Source organism: Oribacterium sp. P6A1 (assembly GCF_000702885.1).
Taxonomy (GTDB): domain Bacteria; phylum Bacillota; class Clostridia; order Lachnospirales; family Lachnospiraceae; genus Oribacterium.
Genome location: NZ_JNKO01000001.1, coordinates 254,513 through 271,040, shown reverse-complemented (window position 1 = coordinate 271,040; position 16,528 = coordinate 254,513). Strand labels below are relative to the sequence as shown.

Below are 16,528 nucleotides of genomic sequence, written 5' to 3'. Positions count from 1 at the left end.
TTCTGCCGCTCATTTATGATGAGACGTTAAAAACAAATGGAGGAAGTTATGAAATTTTTTATTGATACTGCAAATGTTGAGGAAATTAAAAAAGCAAATGATATGGGAGTAATCTGCGGAGTTACTACCAATCCTTCACTTATCGCAAAGGAAGGACGTGATTTCAATGAAGTAATCCGCGAGATCACTTCTATCGTAGATGGTCCTATCAGTGGTGAGGTTAAGGCAACAACTGAAGATGCTGAGGGCATGATCAGAGAAGGCCGTGAAATCGCCAAGATCCATCCTAACATGGTAGTTAAGATTCCTATGACCGTTGAAGGCTTAAAGGCCACCAATGTTCTCTCTAAGGAAGGAATCAAAACCAATGTAACTTTGATCTTCAATGTTAACCAGGCTATCCTTGCTGCCAATGCCGGAGCTACATATGTATCACCATTTCTCGGCCGTCTTGATGATATAAGTGTGCGTGGTGTTGATCTCATCCGTGAGATAGCACAGGTTTTTGACATCTATGGATATGAGACAGAGATAATTGCAGCATCAATCAGAAATCCGATACATGTAACTGATTGTGCTCTTGCCGGAGCTGATATCGCAACCATTCCTTACAAGGTTATCGAAGCTATGACAAAACATCCGCTTACTGATGCCGGTATCGAAAAATTCAAGAAAGACTATATAGCAGTTTTTGGAGAGTAAAAGCCTTTCTGTTTTTTTTGAGAAAATGTGTAGCCAATTTGTTCTATGTGTGTGTATCATAGAGAAATAGTTGCAAACATGCTTTTAAAGGAGATAAGGCTCAATGACATTTAAAAAGGAAGGTATGTAGATGGAAAATATAGAATTACAGAAGATGGCTGTGAATGTCAGAAAAGGCATTGTATCATCGACACATAGTGCAAAGGCAGGTCATCCGGGTGGATCACTTTCTGCGGCAGAGATATTTACATTTCTTTATTTTGAAGAGATGAATATAAATCCGGAGAATCCGAAAGATGAGAACAGAGACAGATTTGTTCTTTCAAAGGGACATACTGCTCCTGGATACTATGCGGCACTTGCAAACAGAGGATATTTTCCGGTTGAAGATCTTCTGACACTTCGTCATACCGGAAGTTATCTGCAGGGACATCCTGATATGAAGCACATTCCAGGAGTAGATATGTCATCAGGCTCTCTGGGACAGGGCGTTTCAGCAGCTGTTGGTATGGCACTTGCAGGTAAGCTTTCAAAAAAGGATTACCGCGTGTATGCATTAACAGGAGATGGTGAGATTCAGGAAGGACAGATCTGGGAAGCTGCGATGTTTGCAGGTCACAGAAAACTGGATAACCTGGTTGTAATTGTGGATAACAACAATCTCCAGATCGACGGTGCTGTGAGTGAAGTATGTTCACCTTATCCTATAGATGAGAAGTTCAGAGCTTTCAATTTCCATGTTATCAATGTAGAAAACGGTAATGATTTTGACGAGCTCCGCGCAGCATTTAAAGAAGCCAGAGAGACCAAGGGTATGCCGACAGTTATCATTGCCAAGACATTAAAGGGTAAAGGCGTATCCTATATGGAGAATCAGGTTGGTTGGCATGGTAAAGCTCCTAATGATGAAGAGTACAAGATTGCCATGGAAGAATTGGAGAAAGCAGGTAAAGCGTTATGTCAGAAGTAAAGAGAGTTGCTACCAGAGATGGTTATGGAAATGCTTTGGTTGAGCTTGGTAAGCAGCATGAAAATGTCATTGTATTTGATGCGGATCTTGCAGCAGCCACCAAAACAGGCGTGTTTAAAAAGGAATTTCCTGAGCGTCATATAGATTGCGGTATCGCAGAGTGTAACATGACATCCATGGCAGCAGGTCTTTCGACTTGCGGATATGTACCTTTTATCAGTTCTTTTGCTATGTTTGCAGCAGGACGAGCTTTTGAGCAGGTACGTAATTCCATCGGATATCCAAGGCTCAATGTCAAGATCGGTGCTACTCATGCAGGTATTTCAGTAGGAGAGGACGGAGCCACACACCAGTGTAACGAAGATATCGCTCTCATGCGTGCAATCCCTGGCATGACAATCATCAACCCATCTGATGCTGTTGAGGCAAGAGCCGCTGTTTTTGCAGCATATGAGCATGAAGGCCCTGTATATCTCCGTTTTGGCCGTCTGGCAGTGCCTGTTATCAATGATAAGCCTGATTATAAGTTTGAGATTGGAAAGGGTGTAGAGCTTCGTGACGGAAGTGACTGCACTATCATAGCTACAGGTCTCGAGGTTTCTGAGTCTCTGGATGCGGCAGAGCTGCTTTCAAAAGAAAACATCAGCGTTCAGGTGATAAATATTCATACTATCAAGCCGCTGGATGAGGAACTTGTACTCGCTGCTGCTAAAAAGACAGGAAGGATTTTTACAGTAGAAGAGCATTCTGTAATCGGAGGTCTTGGATCTGCAGTTTCAGAGGTTCTTTCTGAAAAGTACCCTGTGAAGATAACCAAGATAGGAATGCAGGATGTATTCGGAGAATCAGGCCCGGCGAAGGAACTGCTTCATAAGTATAAGCTTGATGCTGTTGGTATCGCAGAGCAGGTTAAGGATGCATTGAAATAATATACATTAACAACGAAACATTGACTCTGGCAATATAAGATTTTGAGCGTGATTTTTTCATGCATAGATTGATTTGATATAGAGAAGTATCTTGTTTTGTTTCTGGGGAACCGTCCGAAAAGGGGGGTTCCTTATTTATTGGAGGGAAAAGTATGAAAAAGGAGAAATTTACACTGCCATCAGGCAGAGAAGTTGAAAGAGTTTATATTAAAGGAACTAAAGTAACAGTTAAAGTTCTGAGCCTCGGAGCTACGGTAGAAGATATTACTTATGAAGAAGGTAACGGAGACAGACATCTGGTGCTTGGGTATGAGGATAAATCGTTATATGAAACAAATCCATACTATTTTGGGGCATGTGTGGCACGTGTCGGCAACAGAATAGGCGGCGCCAGGTTCACATTAAACGGCAAGACCTACGATCTTGAGAAAAATGACGGTAACAATAATCTCCATAGCGGTAAGGACTGTCTTTGCTTCCGTGACTGGAAGATAAGCACGGTTACCGATAACAGCGTGACTTTTGAAATTGAAAGTCCCGATGGTGATATGGGATTTCCGGGTGAGATGCATCTTTGCGTCACATATACTGTTACAGAGGATGATGCACTGATCATCGATTATGAAGGAAAGAGTGATGTGGATACTCTGTTCAATCCCACAAATCATTCTTACTTTAATCTTGGGGAAGATACAACTATTCTTTCCGGAATGCTTAAGGTTGATGCTGAATGCTTTACTCCCGGAGGAAAAGAGTCAATTCCGGATGGTGATATATGCTCTGTTTCCGGTACACCGATGGATTTTCGTGCCTCATGCAAAATCGGATACAGGATTGATGCTGATTTCGAGGAACTAAAATATACCGGTGGTTATGACCATAATTACGTGCTTTCACATAAGGATGTCTGCAAGAGATATTCTCAGGAAAACATGGATGTATTTTTCGCTGCAGAGCTTCATGACGACAAAACCGGACGTAATATGGAGGTCTATACATCACTTCCTGGGCTTCAGGTGTATACAGGAAACTTCCTTAAGGGTGATGTAACAGGATTGAAGGGTGAGAAGATACCTCATCGCGGCGGTGTATGTCTGGAAACACAGTACTTCCCAAATGCGATCAATGTACCTCGGTTCGCACAGCCTGTCATAAAGGGCGGAGAGACAGCGAAGAGCAGGACAGTATACAGATTTTCATAAAACAGGCATTAATTAAGACTCTGATTTAAAGACACGGGTTCTCTCGTACTGTTGAAAGCTTAAAGGTCTAAAGGTCTAAAACAAATATGCTTTCAGAAAAGTCTTGCAATAATAATACTTATATATTAAAATATGTCAGTATTTTGTGAGCTTGAATGCCAGTAGAGGCTTATTATGAAGCCACAAAGCACTATTATTTAATAAAAATTAGATAAAAACAGAATAGAAATATTCGGTGGTTTCATTATTTAGGAGGATTTTATGGTATCAGCAGGTGATTTCAGAAACGGTGTCACACTCGAGATCGACGGCCAGGTTGTTCAGATCATTGAGTTCCAGCACGTTAAGCCAGGTAAGGGAGCAGCTTTCGTAAGAACAAAGCTTAAGAACGTTATCAACGGTGGTGTAACAGAGCGTACATTCCGTCCAACAGAGAAGTTCCCGCCAGCACATATCGACAGACAGGATATGCAGTATCTTTACGATGATGGTGAGATGTACAACTTCATGAACCCTGAGACATTCGAGCAGATCGCACTTTCACATGATGAGATTGCTGATTCAATGAAGTTCGTTAAGGAGAACGAGACAGTTCGTGTTGATTCTTACCAGGGTAAGGTATTTGCAGTAGAGCCACCTCTTAAGGTTACTCTTGAGGTTGTTCACACTGAGCCGGGTGTAAAGGGCAACACAGCTACAGGTGCTACAAAGCCTGCAACACTTGAGACAGGCGTAGAGATTCAGGTACCTCTTTTCGTAAACATCGGAGACAAGGTTATCGTTTCTACACAGACAGGTCAGTACGAGTCTCGTGGCTAATATATCCTGAATAAAGATTTACGGAGAAATCTCCGTTTTGAGAAAGGTTTCCCGAAAGGAAACCTTTTTTTTATAAAAATTAAAAAGGAGTTTTACATTGACTACAATACTTAATGTTATAGGAGATGCTGTAAGAACGGGTTTCGCACTTGCAGGCTATGATTCAGAACTTGGAAAAATAACTATATCCAATCGTCCTGATCTTTGTGAGTATCAGTGCAACGGTGCCATGGCAGGCGCAAAGCAGTATCATAAGAAGCCCATAGATATCGCAAATGAGGTTGTTGAGAAACTTAAGGACATGAAGCGTGACGATACCGTCATGTTTTCAGAGGTCACAGCCGTAATGCCGGGATTTATAAACATTAACCTCTCAGGAGAGCTGGTTAAGAAATATCTTAATGAGATGACATTCCATGAGGATCTGGGTCTGGATGCCCATGAGGGAAAGAAAATCATCGTTGACTACGGCGGAGCCAATGTTGCCAAGCCTCTTCATGTAGGTCACCTTCGTTCGGCTGTTATCGGCGAGACCATCAAGCGTATGGCAAAGCAGCAGGGTAATGAGGTCATCGGTGATGTTCATCTCGGTGACTGGGGACTTCAGATGGGACTTATCATCGCTGAGCTTGAGGACAGAGGACAGCTTGATGAAGATCTCAATATCTCACAGCTTGAGGAAATCTACCCATTTGCTTCTAAAAAGGCAAAGGATAAGAATGAGGACGGTACTCTCGTGAACCCTGAGTTTGCAGAGCGTGCTCATACAGCAACTGTTAAGCTTCAGGAGGGTGATCCCAAGTACCGTGAGGTATGGAAGAAGATCATGGCAGTTTCTGTTGCAGACCTTAAGAAGAACTATGGAAATCTGGATGTACATTTCGACCTCTGGAAGGGGGAGAGTGATGCCCAGCCTTATATTCCGGGACTTATTCAGGATCTTCAGGACAAGGGACTTGCCTATGAGTCACAGGGAGCTCTCGTTGTAGATGTTTGCGAAGAATCAGATCCTAAGGAGATTCCTCCATGTATGGTTCGTAAGTCAGATGGTGGTGCTCTTTATGCCACATCAGATCTTGGTACCATCATCGAGCGTGAAAAGCTGTATCAGCCGGACGGATACATTTACATTGCTGACAGCCGTCAGTCTCTTCACTATACCCAGTTCTTCAGAGTAGCAAGAAAGGCAGGCTTTGTGAGACCTGAGGAGGAGCTTAAGTTTATCGGATTCGGTACCATGAACGGTAAGGACGGAAAGCCATTTAAGACCCGTGAGGGCGGTGTTCTCCGTCTTGAGAACCTCATCAGAGAGACAAACGATAAGGTTTATGAGCGAATCAGAGAATCAAGAGGTGATGAGATAACAGAGGAAGAGGCAAAGAACATCGCTTCCATCGTTGGACTTGCAGCTCTTAAGTACGGAGATCTCAGCAACCAGGCTACAAAGGATTACATCTTTGATCTTGATAAGTTTACTTCATTTGAAGGAAATACAGGACCATATATCCTTTATACCATCGTTCGTATAAGCTCTATCATCCGTAAGTTCATTGAGGAGCAGGGTGTATCAGGAGATGTGAAGGTAGAGGATTATATCAGGGATCATGCAGTGGATTTCGCTATCCTTCCTATCGAAGATAAGAGCGGACGGACACTGGAGACACTTCTCACAAGATATCATGATGAGATAAACGGCGCATGGAAGGATCTGGCTCCTCACCGTATCTGTTCATATATTTATGAAGTGTCAAATGCATTCAACAGCTTCTATCATGATGTTAAGTTCCTCAGTGAAGAGGATACAGCAAAGAAGCAGGGCTATATGGCTCTTCTCATGCTCACATGGAAGGTACTCAACACCTGCATTAACACCCTGGGATTCAGCGCACCTGAGAGAATGTGAGTGTAGGAGTTTTCCTTCAGGAAAACTCCGGAACGATATGGCAGTTTTTCGAAAGAAAAACTGTTTTGCGAAGCAAAATCCTCACCGGTCTCAGAACCGGTGAGGACCCAGCGGGTACGGCCAAGTAGAATAGAGTTTTCCTTCAGGAAAACTCCGGAACGATATGGCAGTGGAAGAGTTTTTCTTCAGAAAAACTCTGACCGTCATGGCGGTTTTTCTGAAAGAAAAACCGTTTCCCGAAGGGAAATCAACTCTGGTTATCAGAACCAGAGTTGACCCTTGTTAAACGGTCCATCAAATTATTTAAAAGGAGAAAGAAAAATGAAATACTTTATCGCAAGTGATATACATGGCTCTGCATACTGGTGCAGAAAGACTCTTGAAGCATTTTCCGAGAGCGGTGCCGAGCGCCTTGTTATATTGGGTGACATCCTCTATCACGGACCTCGTAACGAGCTCCCAAAAGACTATTCACCTAAAGATGTGATTTCTATTCTTAATCCTTTGAAGGACCGTATCTGGGCAGTACGTGGAAACTGTGACGCGGAAATAGACCAGATGGTCCTTGAATTCCCTATCATGTCTGATTATGCAGTGTTAGTGCTTAACGGACATACCATTTTCACCACACATGGTCACCTCTTCAATGAGGAGGAACTTCCTCCGATTATGGACGGAGATGCACTGCTTCATGGTCACACCCACTTACTTAAGGCTGAAAAGCTTGAGAAGGACGGAAAGAGCTTTTATCATCTGAATCCGGGAAGCACATCACTTCCAAAGGGTGGAAATCCGAACAGCTATGCGATTCTGGACGGTGATGATTTCACAGTTTATGATTTCGAGGGACAGGTTATCAAGAGCATAACACTGGGATGATCCTGAAGAAAATCTTCACGATTTGACATTGACAAAAAATTGTCATAAGCTTGTATGCGGCATATAACACATTGCATTAATAAATAAAAGGAGGATACAAATGGACAGTTGTGATAGTCGAAGTCGAATATTTCATAACGATGGACAGACTGTGGGTATTCAGAGTGTCTGTTTGTATACCCTTATTCTGTAAGGCTTTATTGCCTCATATTCATTAAGTCTCATCCATCGTTTATTTTCACGACATTTCACATCTGTTGTGTAATTACGCGATGGATTTTTTGCGCCCTTTTTCAGGGCGGAGAGGAGGCTTGAAATGAATAAAGAGATATTGAACGAACCTGTATTTGTAAACGATATAGTAAAGCTTATAAGGAGCGGATGCTCCGATGCGGAACTGAGAGCAAAGCTCGAAGACTATCATGATAATGATATCGCAGAGAGCCTTGAACAGCTTGAACCTTCAGAAAGAAGACGCCTGTTCTCCATACTTGGAACAGAGTGGTGCTCCGAAGTTTTTGCCTATGTGGATGATCCAAAGCCATATATAAAGGAGTTCGGAGCAAAGCAGATAGCAGCCTTCATCAACGAGATGGATTCCGATGATGCTGCAGACATTCTGGAGATGCTGGATGAAGGCACACAGAGCGAGATAAACTCTTACCTTGATGAAGATGTAAAGGCGGACATCAACCTCATCAATTCCTATGATGATGACGAAATCGGAAGCCTGATAACCACCAACTACATCGAGATAAAAAAGAATCTTACCATACCCGAGGCGACTCAGGAGCTGATACGTCAGGCCGGTGAAAATGACAATATTTCAACCATTTATGTCAATGACGAAGACGGGAAGTATTGCGGAACCATAGACCTTAAGGACCTTATCATTGCCAGAAAAACAGATGAACTGGACTCCATCATATCCTATTCATATCCGTACCTTCTGGATAAAGAAAAGATTTCCGATTGTATCGACAGAATAAAGGACTACGAAGAGGATTCTCTTCCGGTCCTGAATTCAGATAAAAAACTGGTGGGCATACTTACTCCACAGAGCGTGATAGAAGCTGTGGATGATGAGCTGGGAGATGACTACGCAAAGCTGGGTGGTCTCACTTCGGAGGAGGACCTTCGTGAAACCACGGGAGAAAGCGTCAAAAAGCGCCTTCCATGGCTCATAGTGCTTCTGTTCCTGGGAATGCTCGTTTCCACTGTGGTAGGTGCCTTTGAGGGCGTTGTAGCGATTCTTCCCATTGTCATCTGTTTCCAGTCCCTGATACTTGATATGGCGGGAAATGTGGGAACCCAGTCCCTTGCCGTGACCATCCGTGTTCTTATGGATGAGAATCTGAAGGGCAAAGACAAGCTTATGCTGGTTGTAAAAGAGGCAAAGGTAGGTATCGGAAACGGAATGCTCCTTGGAGTCATGACAGTGATCTTCCTTGGAATATACATCACGGTTGTAAAGGGATACGGATGGAATGAGGCATTTCTGATCTCGGCCTGCGTTGGTATCTCACTGCTTCTCGCCATGGTCATCTCAAGCCTTGTGGGTACCCTGGTGCCTATGTTCTTCCATAAGCTGAACATTGACCCTGCGGTTGCTTCAGGACCGCTTATCACCACCCTTAACGACCTTGTGGCGGTAGTTACATATTATGGTCTTGCATGGGTTTTCCTCATCAGAATGATGAATCTTGCCTGAGCGGATAAAAAAGTGCAGCTGACAAAATATGATAAGTCAGCTGCACTTTATATTTCATATAGCAAGTTTCCGGTTCTTCATGACAAATACATAAGCCGGCGGCAGGTTCAGCATTTCTTTCAGGGTGTCGTTAATGCTGAGATAGCGCTCGAAAAAGTCTCGCTTAACAAGGCTGTACTGAAATGTTATGAACTCACCTCTGTCACCCAGAGCTTTCTTGGTGGCGTTAAGAATATGGTCGGAAATCTCTCCCGGAAGAGATGTGAAAGGAAGTCCAGAAACGATGTAATCCGCATGGTCAAAACCGTAGGCCTTCAGGTATTCCACAACATGTTCGGCGTTTCCGTGTATGAGATACATATTTTTCTCTCCCCTGAACTCATGGGACAGCTGTTTACAGAATTCTTCATTCTGTTCTATGAGAAAAAGCACGGTATCAGGTCTTCTCTTTGCTACAAGCTCCTTTGTAAAGGAACCTGTTCCCGGACCGTATTCAACTATGACTTTTGCAGTGTCAAAATTTATCGGTTTCATCATCTTTCGTGAAAGATTCTTTCCGCTTGGAGCCACTGCACCTATTTTACGTGGATGTTTGAAATATTCATATAAAAAGCTCATAACCATCACCGCCTGTTTTTTGTTCATTTCCGTACATCATAACAGCTGTAGTTATATAATTGCTGTGAAAATTATATAAAAAACTTTATATTGCCACAAGCTCTTCAGTTTATGTTATGATTATTTTATGTGGGAATATAGGGTTCGTTGATATAGGAGCATTACCATGAATTTAGTTGAAAATAATAAAAGTGAGCTCACAGTGAACGCAGAGACTGAGGAACTTGAAAAGGTTCTTGATTTTATAAGTGATTATCTTTCCGAACAGGGCTGCAGTATGGCTATGGAGATGAGGATAAGCGTTGCCTGTGAAGAGATTTTTGTAAACATAGCTCATTATGCATATAAAAAGATTTCTCCCGATCTTCATGGAAATGCCCGGATTTCGCTTTCTATGGATGAAACCGGGGAGAATATCCAGATTATGTTCAGGGACAAGGGCATAGCCTATAATCCCCTGGAGAAATCCGATCCCGATGTCAGCCTCAGCGCCGAGGACAGAGACATTGGCGGACTAGGTATCTTTATGGTGAAGAAGTCTATGGATTCTGTGCTTTATGAAAGAGAAGGGGATGAGAATGTTCTCGTTCTTGTGAAGAATCTGAGAAATAAATAAATTTGGGAACAGCCATCAGGTCATGATGAAAACGTTATGATTTCATGTAAGTATGCCAATGTGCAGACGACATTATCATGTGCACATACTATGACGAATTGGGAAGACCTATTCTTGTAGCCATCACTCCGGAAATGGTTGAGGGCACAGGCCTTATTCTCACAATTCCTGCAAATTGTATCCTGGCCCTTGCCGGAGTCTGATTTCAATTATAGAGTTTGATGCTAGTTTGATATTTTGATAAGTTTCAAATATATTTTTTGTTTTCAGTGACATTTAAGCTTTAAGTAATAGACTACGCCCGTACGAATAACAAATCTTGTCGAGGCTTCGAACAAAATTGTTCATGCACTCTCCATAAAGCATCGGCAAGTAATAGAAAGGTGGGATTATGTCTAATTATTTTTCATTAAATCTTGCTGCTGCAGCAACCCAGATGCATTATGCACAGAATATTCAGAAGGTTGCCATAGCCAATCTCTCAAGGGCATTAAAAGATGATAATATTGATGCAGCTGAGACAGTTTTGGAAACTATGGAGGATATTCCTGATCCATATCTTGATCTGGGTGCTAATTTCGATTACAAAGCCTGATTATATCAGCATCATCTAAAGATTGATATGTTCCCTCTTTACCGGACATCCGGTAAGGAGGTTTTTTGATACAGGAAAGTGCATTAACTGAATATCAGGCATGACAAATGTTCCGGTCATTCACTTGAATTCTATATTATATGAATAAGCTGCAAATATAATATTCATTGACACATATACCCCCGGATGGTATAAGTGACACTAGACAGAAGAGGTCCATGGGACTTCGGGATTTTGAAAAGGAAGGTATATTTCATGGCATGTTGCTGCAGCGCAGATGAAAATGAAAGACATAAGCATAAGCCAAGAACACCGGAACAGGTGAAGGCACTGGTTACCAGACTTAATCGGATAGAGGGTCAGATCTGCGGGATCAAAAAGATGATAGAAGAAAACAGGTATTGTCCTGATGTACTTATACAGGTCAGTTCTGTTCAGGCATCCCTGAATTCCTTTAATAAAGAGCTTCTTTCAGCACATATAAAGTCCTGTGTTGTTGATGATATCAGGGAAGGAAATGATGCGGTAGTGGATGAACTCTGTGAGCTTTTGAAAAAGACAATGAAGTGAAGAGAGTCATTTCTGCATCTGATTCGGAAAACTGTTATCTGATTAGAATATAAGCAGGATGTACAAGTGTATAAAAAATTATGTTGATTAGCAGTCGGAATATCCGACTGCTAAATTTTTATCTTTTATTTATGTTTTTTCACAATGTATACACATTTAATCGGTATATTTGGTATCATTAATTCACATTAATTTACACAAATGAAACATAGAGGATGAGTAGTAGCAGAAAGGGCATCTTATGGTAAATACCTTCAATGTATTTAAAAGGAAAATGCTTTCATCGCAGATGAATCTCGCGAATGAGAATTATCCCGGAAACAATCAGAACAATCAAAATGACAACGGGTTCAATAACTTCAATAATTTCAACGACTTTTTCAATCAGTTTAACCCGAATAACCAAAAAAATAACGGCAACAGTTATAAGCCACGAAACAGAAAACCTCTTATTTTTTATTATTTCGTGGCGCTTATCATCATTCTTCTTTTGAATACCTTTGTTTTTCCGTCACTCCTTTCACGTTCGGTTCGTGATACCACATATTCTGAGTTTATAAATGCAGTAAACAACAGCGCGGTTACAAAGGTTAATCTGAATGATGATTCCATAGTATATGTTGCCAATGTCAACGGCCAGGCCATCACCTGCCGTACCGGACGTTTGAAAAACCAGTTTGTTGAAGCGTCGGTGCTGGATAAACTTAACAGCCAGAATGTTAATTTTGAGGAAGACATTCCTGTTGAGACAAGTCCTATTCTTTCCTTCCTGCTCAGCTGGATATTCCCCATACTTATTTTCTGGGCACTGGGAAACTGGCTTTCCAAGAGAATGGCTTCATCCATGGGCTCCATGGGAGGCGGCGGAATGTTCGGAGGCTTCGGAAAGTCCAATGCAAGAGAGTATGAAGCCAACGGTGCAAACAAGGTGAGCTTCAAGGATGTTGCCGGAGAAGATGAAGCAAAGGAACTTCTCAGTGAGATGGTTGATTACCTGAAGGAGCCGGACAAGTATACAGAGATAGGAGCCCATATTCCAAAGGGAGCTCTTCTTGTAGGTCCTCCCGGAACAGGTAAGACCCTCCTTGCCAAGGCAGTGGCAGGTGAGGCAAATGTACCTTTCTTCTCTATTTCGGGTTCCGAATTTGTAGAGATGTTTGTAGGTATGGGTGCTGCCAAGGTGAGAGATCTTTTTGATCAGGCAAAGAAAAAGGCACCTTGTATCGTATTTATCGATGAGATCGATGCAATCGGTAAAAAGAGAGGCGGTGGTGCCGTAGGTGGTAATGATGAGCGTGAGCAGACATTAAATCAGCTCCTTACCGAGATGGATGGTTTCGATTCTTCAAAGGCCATCATCATTCTGGCAGCCACCAACCAGCCGGATTCTCTGGATCCAGCCCTTCTTCGTCCGGGAAGATTTGACAGAAGAGTTCCTGTTGAGCTTCCGGATTTCCAGGGAAGAATAGATATCCTTAAGGTTCACGCCAGAGACATCAAGATGTCTGAGAATGTCAATCTTGAAGCCATCGCAAAGGCTGCGGCAGGCGCCAGCGGTGCAGAACTTGCAAACATCATCAATGAATCGGCTCTCCGTGCTGTAAGAGCGGGACGTGAGAGAGTTATCCAGTCAGATCTTGAGGAGTCCATCGAAGTTGTTATCGCAGGCTATCAGAAGAAGAACAAGGTTATGACGGATAAGGAGAAGCTCATAGTTTCTTATCATGAGGTTGGTCACGCTCTCGTGGCAGCCCTTCAGAAGAACAGTGCACCTGTTCAGAAGATAACCATCATTCCGAGAACCTCGGGTGCACTCGGTTATACCATGCAGGTTGAGGAAGAGGGTAATCATTACCTTTACTCAAAGGAAGAACTGGAGAACAAGATCGCAACTCTTACAGGCGGACGCTGTGCCGAGGAGCTTATCTTCCACACATGTACCACCGGTGCAAGCAATGATATAGAGCAGGCCACAAAGTATGCGAGAGCCATGATAACCCGCTACGGTATGGCGGATGAGATCGGTATGGTTGCCATGGAGCAGCTTCATAACCAGTATCTCGGCGGAGACGCATCTCTCACCTGTTCACCTGAGACCCAGACAAAGATCGACAAGATGACTGTTGATCTCGTAAAGTCACAGCATGACAAGGCATACAAGCTTCTTCAGGACAATATCAACAAGCTTCATGAGATCACAAAGTTCCTTTATGAGAAGGAGACCATCACCGGTGCAGAGTTCATGGAGATACTGAACAGAAAGGAGATCGATCCTTCCGTTATAGCTCCGTCTCAGGAATCACAGATGTGATCATCCGGTAATCGGGGGCTTGTAACCCACTTCGAGCTCGATGCCGGGCAGGACATTAAGCCTTGTCCCAACCGTCAAAAAAGCTTGTCGTGGGAACAGGATTTTGACCCTTATATCAGCATATTTATAAACAAAACAATCAGTCACAGACCTTTATCGTAACATCCGGTTCAGGTCTGTGACTTTTTTGTTATTTTTGCGTCAAAAATGTTACTTTTTTGACAATTCCACACTGCTATGGACCGGCTGTATGTCAATCGATTGCTAAAAAGGTAGTGATTATAAGAATTGTTAAAAAATTGTTGAAATTTGGTTCTTTTAGACAAACAATAGTCACTTTGTATAGATATTAATGAATTTGCCCTATATAATTAGGACATGTTTGTTGGTCTTTTAATTTTCGGGAAGTAGTTAAAAGTATTAGGTCTAACCAAAAGAGATTTGTTAATGGAGTATTTGAAATGCGTGATCTTGATTATTTGAAGTTATTAGCCAAGCAGTTTCCTACTGCAACAGATGCAGGTGCGGAGATCATTAACCTGCGTGCCATTTGTGCCCTGCCTAAGGGAACAGAGTATTTCTTCTCGGATCTTCATGGCGAGAGTGACGCCTTCATTTACCTTATGCGTTCTGCATCCGGTATCGTAAGAGATAAGATCGATGAGACCTTCGGAAATCTTTTGCCTGAAGAAGAGCAGCTGGAGCTCGCAAATCTTATTTATTATCCACGGGACATCCTGTCCTCCCCCAAACATAAGGAGAAGGATTCACCGGAGTGGCAGAGAATAACCATTCATCGGCTTATAAATATCTGCAGAGTGGTTTCCTCAAAGTTCACCCGTTCAAAGGTGCGTAAAAAGATGCCCAAGAACTATGCCTACGCAATAGACGAACTTCTTCACATCGACAGTCACGATGAGGATAAGAAGGGGTATCTCCGTGAAATCATGAATGCGATCATAGACATTGACATGGGTGATGATTTTATCATCGCTCTCTGCGAGCTTATACAGAATCTGGTAATCGACAATCTCCATATCATAGGAGATATCTTCGACAGAGGACCACATGCCGACCGTATCATGGAGGAACTCATGAGTTTCCATGACGTTGATATACAGTGGGGAAATCATGATGCTGACTGGATGGGTGCGGTATGCGGCAATCCCGCCTGCATCGCCAATGTTCTCCGAATCGCCACTTCCTACAACTCCTTTGATGTTCTGGAGGACGGCTACGGCATCAACCTGAGACCTCTTTCCATGTATGCAGAGGAGGTTTACGGAGACGACCCCTGTGAATGTTTCCAGCCCCATCTTCTGGATGCCAATGTCTCCGACTCGGTATCCCCTGCCCTTGCCGCAAAGATGTGTAAAGCCATATCCATCATCATGCTGAAGGAGGAAGGTCTTCTTATAAAGCGTCATCCGGAGTATCACCTGGAGCACAGGCTTCTGCTTGAAAAGGTGGACTATGAGAAGGGTACAGTGAACATTGACGGTAAGGTTTATTCTCTTAAGGATAAGAATTTCCCCACCATCGATCCAAAACATCCCTACAAGCTTACCGAGAGGGAAGAAGCTCTGATGAAGACCCTTATTTACAGCTTCACCCATTCACAGCTTCTTCAGAAGCATATACGTTTCTTCTTTACCAACGGATCTATGTATAAGGTTGTCAACAACAATATCCTCTATCATGGATGCATCCCTATGGAGAAGGACGGAAGCTTCAGGAAGATAACCACACCGGACGGAACATTCTCCGGAAAGGCACTTCTTGATTATTTTAACGATAAGGCTATAGACGCCTATTTCCTTAACGGTGAAAATGACCCTCAGGGCAAGCTTTATGCGACAGACTTTTTCTGGTATATGTGGTGCGGCCCTAACTCACCACTTTTCGGAAAGGACAAGATCACTACCTTTGAACACTGCTTCATAGAGGATCCCGCAACTCACAAGGAAAGATTCAATGCATACTATGATCTCGTAAAGGAAGAAAAGTATGTTGACAAGATATTTGAGGAGTTCAGTGTTAATGCAGAGGTGGGCCATATCGTGAACGGCCATGTTCCTGTAAAGACCAAGATGGGAGAGTCGCCTATAAAGGCCAACGGAAAGCTGTTCATCATCGACGGCGGTATCTCCAAGGCATACCACTCAAGAACAGGTATCGCAGGCTATACCCTTATCTTCAATTCACGTCATCTCGCCCTTGCGGAGCATAAGGGCTTCAAGAAGGGCTCCGAGAACACACCTGAGATTCAGATCGTTGAACAGATGAAGACCAGAGTACGTGTGGGTGAGACCGATAACGGTAAGGAGCTTAAGAGGCAGATCAGAGATCTGGAAGAGCTTCTCAGGGCATACAGAAATGGTGATATACTCGAGCAGGGAGAAGTCATCCCGAAGAAAAGATAGGATGTAAGGGAGTAAAAATCCTATCTGTACATACAGTAAGTAATACAAGACCTTTTGCGATGAAAATGTCACAAAGGGTCTTTTTTTGTCTATGAAAAGGGGTATAAATTGTACTACAAATCAAAGCACACATACCGGAAAAATTCATAAATAAATCAATAAAACATGATTTGTAGACAGATAAATAGTGTATAATGCACAAAATGTGTTAGACAAACATAGGCTGAAGTGTTACGATAATGACAGATGATTTAGTGTTTTCGATAAGTAAACAGTCGGA

At 42.8% G+C, this 16,528-nt stretch carries 16 protein-coding genes; 15 read left to right on the top strand and 1 reads right to left on the bottom strand.

The window, feature by feature from the left end:
• Positions 1–48 precede the first annotated feature (48 nt).
• The 9 genes from fsa to mgtE all read left to right on the top strand — a co-directional run bounded on the left by fsa (position 49) and on the right by mgtE (position 9,115).
• The gene (gene fsa, locus T515_RS01130) at positions 49–702 is read left to right on the top strand and encodes a fructose-6-phosphate aldolase (protein WP_036606555.1); all 654 of its coding nucleotides are present in this window, start codon (positions 49–51) and stop codon (positions 700–702) included.
• Between the two features lie 130 nt (positions 703–832).
• A complete protein-coding gene (locus T515_RS01125) occupies positions 833–1,672 on the top strand; it encodes a transketolase (RefSeq protein WP_036606553.1) in 840 nt (279 codons plus the stop codon).
• Positions 1,660–2,601 carry a transketolase family protein gene (locus T515_RS01120; protein ID WP_036606551.1) on the top strand — a complete coding sequence of 314 codons (942 nt, stop codon included), beginning with the start codon at positions 1,660–1,662 and terminating at the stop codon, positions 2,599–2,601. The genes T515_RS01125 and T515_RS01120 overlap by 13 nt, the downstream gene beginning before the upstream one ends.
• 152 nt (positions 2,602–2,753) lie before the next feature.
• On the top strand, positions 2,754–3,803 hold the full coding sequence (locus T515_RS01115; protein WP_036606549.1) for an aldose epimerase family protein: 1,050 nt from the start codon (positions 2,754–2,756) through the stop codon (positions 3,801–3,803).
• Between the two features lie 261 nt (positions 3,804–4,064).
• Entirely contained in the window at positions 4,065–4,622 is a 558-nt protein-coding gene (efp, locus tag T515_RS01110) for an elongation factor P (RefSeq protein ID WP_036606547.1), read from the top strand.
• A 97-nt stretch (positions 4,623–4,719) separates the two neighbouring features.
• Positions 4,720–6,525, top strand: coding sequence for an arginine--tRNA ligase (argS, locus tag T515_RS01105; RefSeq protein WP_036606544.1), 1,806 nt, complete (start codon positions 4,720–4,722; stop codon positions 6,523–6,525).
• 163 nt (positions 6,526–6,688) lie between these two features.
• Complete coding sequence (locus T515_RS18135) at positions 6,689–6,811, top strand: hypothetical protein (protein ID WP_278245391.1); 123 nt, start codon at positions 6,689–6,691, stop codon at positions 6,809–6,811.
• 35 nt (positions 6,812–6,846) lie between these two features.
• The gene (yfcE, locus tag T515_RS01100; protein ID WP_036606542.1) at positions 6,847–7,404 is read left to right on the top strand and encodes a phosphodiesterase; all 558 of its coding nucleotides are present in this window, start codon (positions 6,847–6,849) and stop codon (positions 7,402–7,404) included.
• 316 nt (positions 7,405–7,720) lie between these two features.
• Positions 7,721–9,115 (top strand): magnesium transporter, encoded by a 1,395-nt coding sequence (gene mgtE / locus T515_RS01095; RefSeq protein WP_051671298.1) that lies wholly within the window; start codon positions 7,721–7,723, stop codon positions 9,113–9,115.
• 54 nt (positions 9,116–9,169) lie between these two features.
• Here mgtE and T515_RS01090 read toward each other — a convergent pair whose 3' ends face one another.
• Positions 9,170–9,760: a class I SAM-dependent methyltransferase gene (locus tag T515_RS01090; RefSeq protein ID WP_242839301.1), complete on the bottom strand. Its 591-nt coding sequence runs from the start codon at positions 9,758–9,760 to the stop codon at positions 9,170–9,172.
• Between the two features lie 139 nt (positions 9,761–9,899).
• Between T515_RS01090 and T515_RS01085 the strand changes: the two genes are divergently transcribed.
• The 6 genes from T515_RS01085 (at position 9,900) to T515_RS01065 (ending at position 16,248) form a co-directional block, all read left to right on the top strand.
• On the top strand, positions 9,900–10,349 hold the full coding sequence (locus T515_RS01085; protein WP_036606540.1) for an ATP-binding protein: 450 nt from the start codon (positions 9,900–9,902) through the stop codon (positions 10,347–10,349).
• A 77-nt stretch (positions 10,350–10,426) separates the two neighbouring features.
• Positions 10,427–10,552: a hypothetical protein gene (locus tag T515_RS18130; protein WP_278245390.1), complete on the top strand. Its 126-nt coding sequence runs from the start codon at positions 10,427–10,429 to the stop codon at positions 10,550–10,552.
• 188 nt (positions 10,553–10,740) lie between these two features.
• Entirely contained in the window at positions 10,741–10,944 is a 204-nt protein-coding gene (locus tag T515_RS01080) for a hypothetical protein (RefSeq protein ID WP_036606538.1), read from the top strand.
• Positions 10,945–11,199: 255 nt separating this feature from the next.
• Positions 11,200–11,514, top strand: coding sequence for a metal-sensing transcriptional repressor (locus T515_RS01075; RefSeq protein ID WP_036606536.1), 315 nt, complete (start codon positions 11,200–11,202; stop codon positions 11,512–11,514).
• A 241-nt stretch (positions 11,515–11,755) separates the two neighbouring features.
• Entirely contained in the window at positions 11,756–13,825 is a 2,070-nt protein-coding gene (gene ftsH / locus T515_RS01070) for an ATP-dependent zinc metalloprotease FtsH (RefSeq protein WP_330372617.1), read from the top strand.
• A gap of 461 nt (positions 13,826–14,286) precedes the next feature.
• Complete coding sequence (locus T515_RS01065) at positions 14,287–16,248, top strand: fructose-bisphosphatase class III (protein WP_036606533.1); 1,962 nt, start codon at positions 14,287–14,289, stop codon at positions 16,246–16,248.
• Positions 16,249–16,528: the final 280 nt, after the last annotated feature.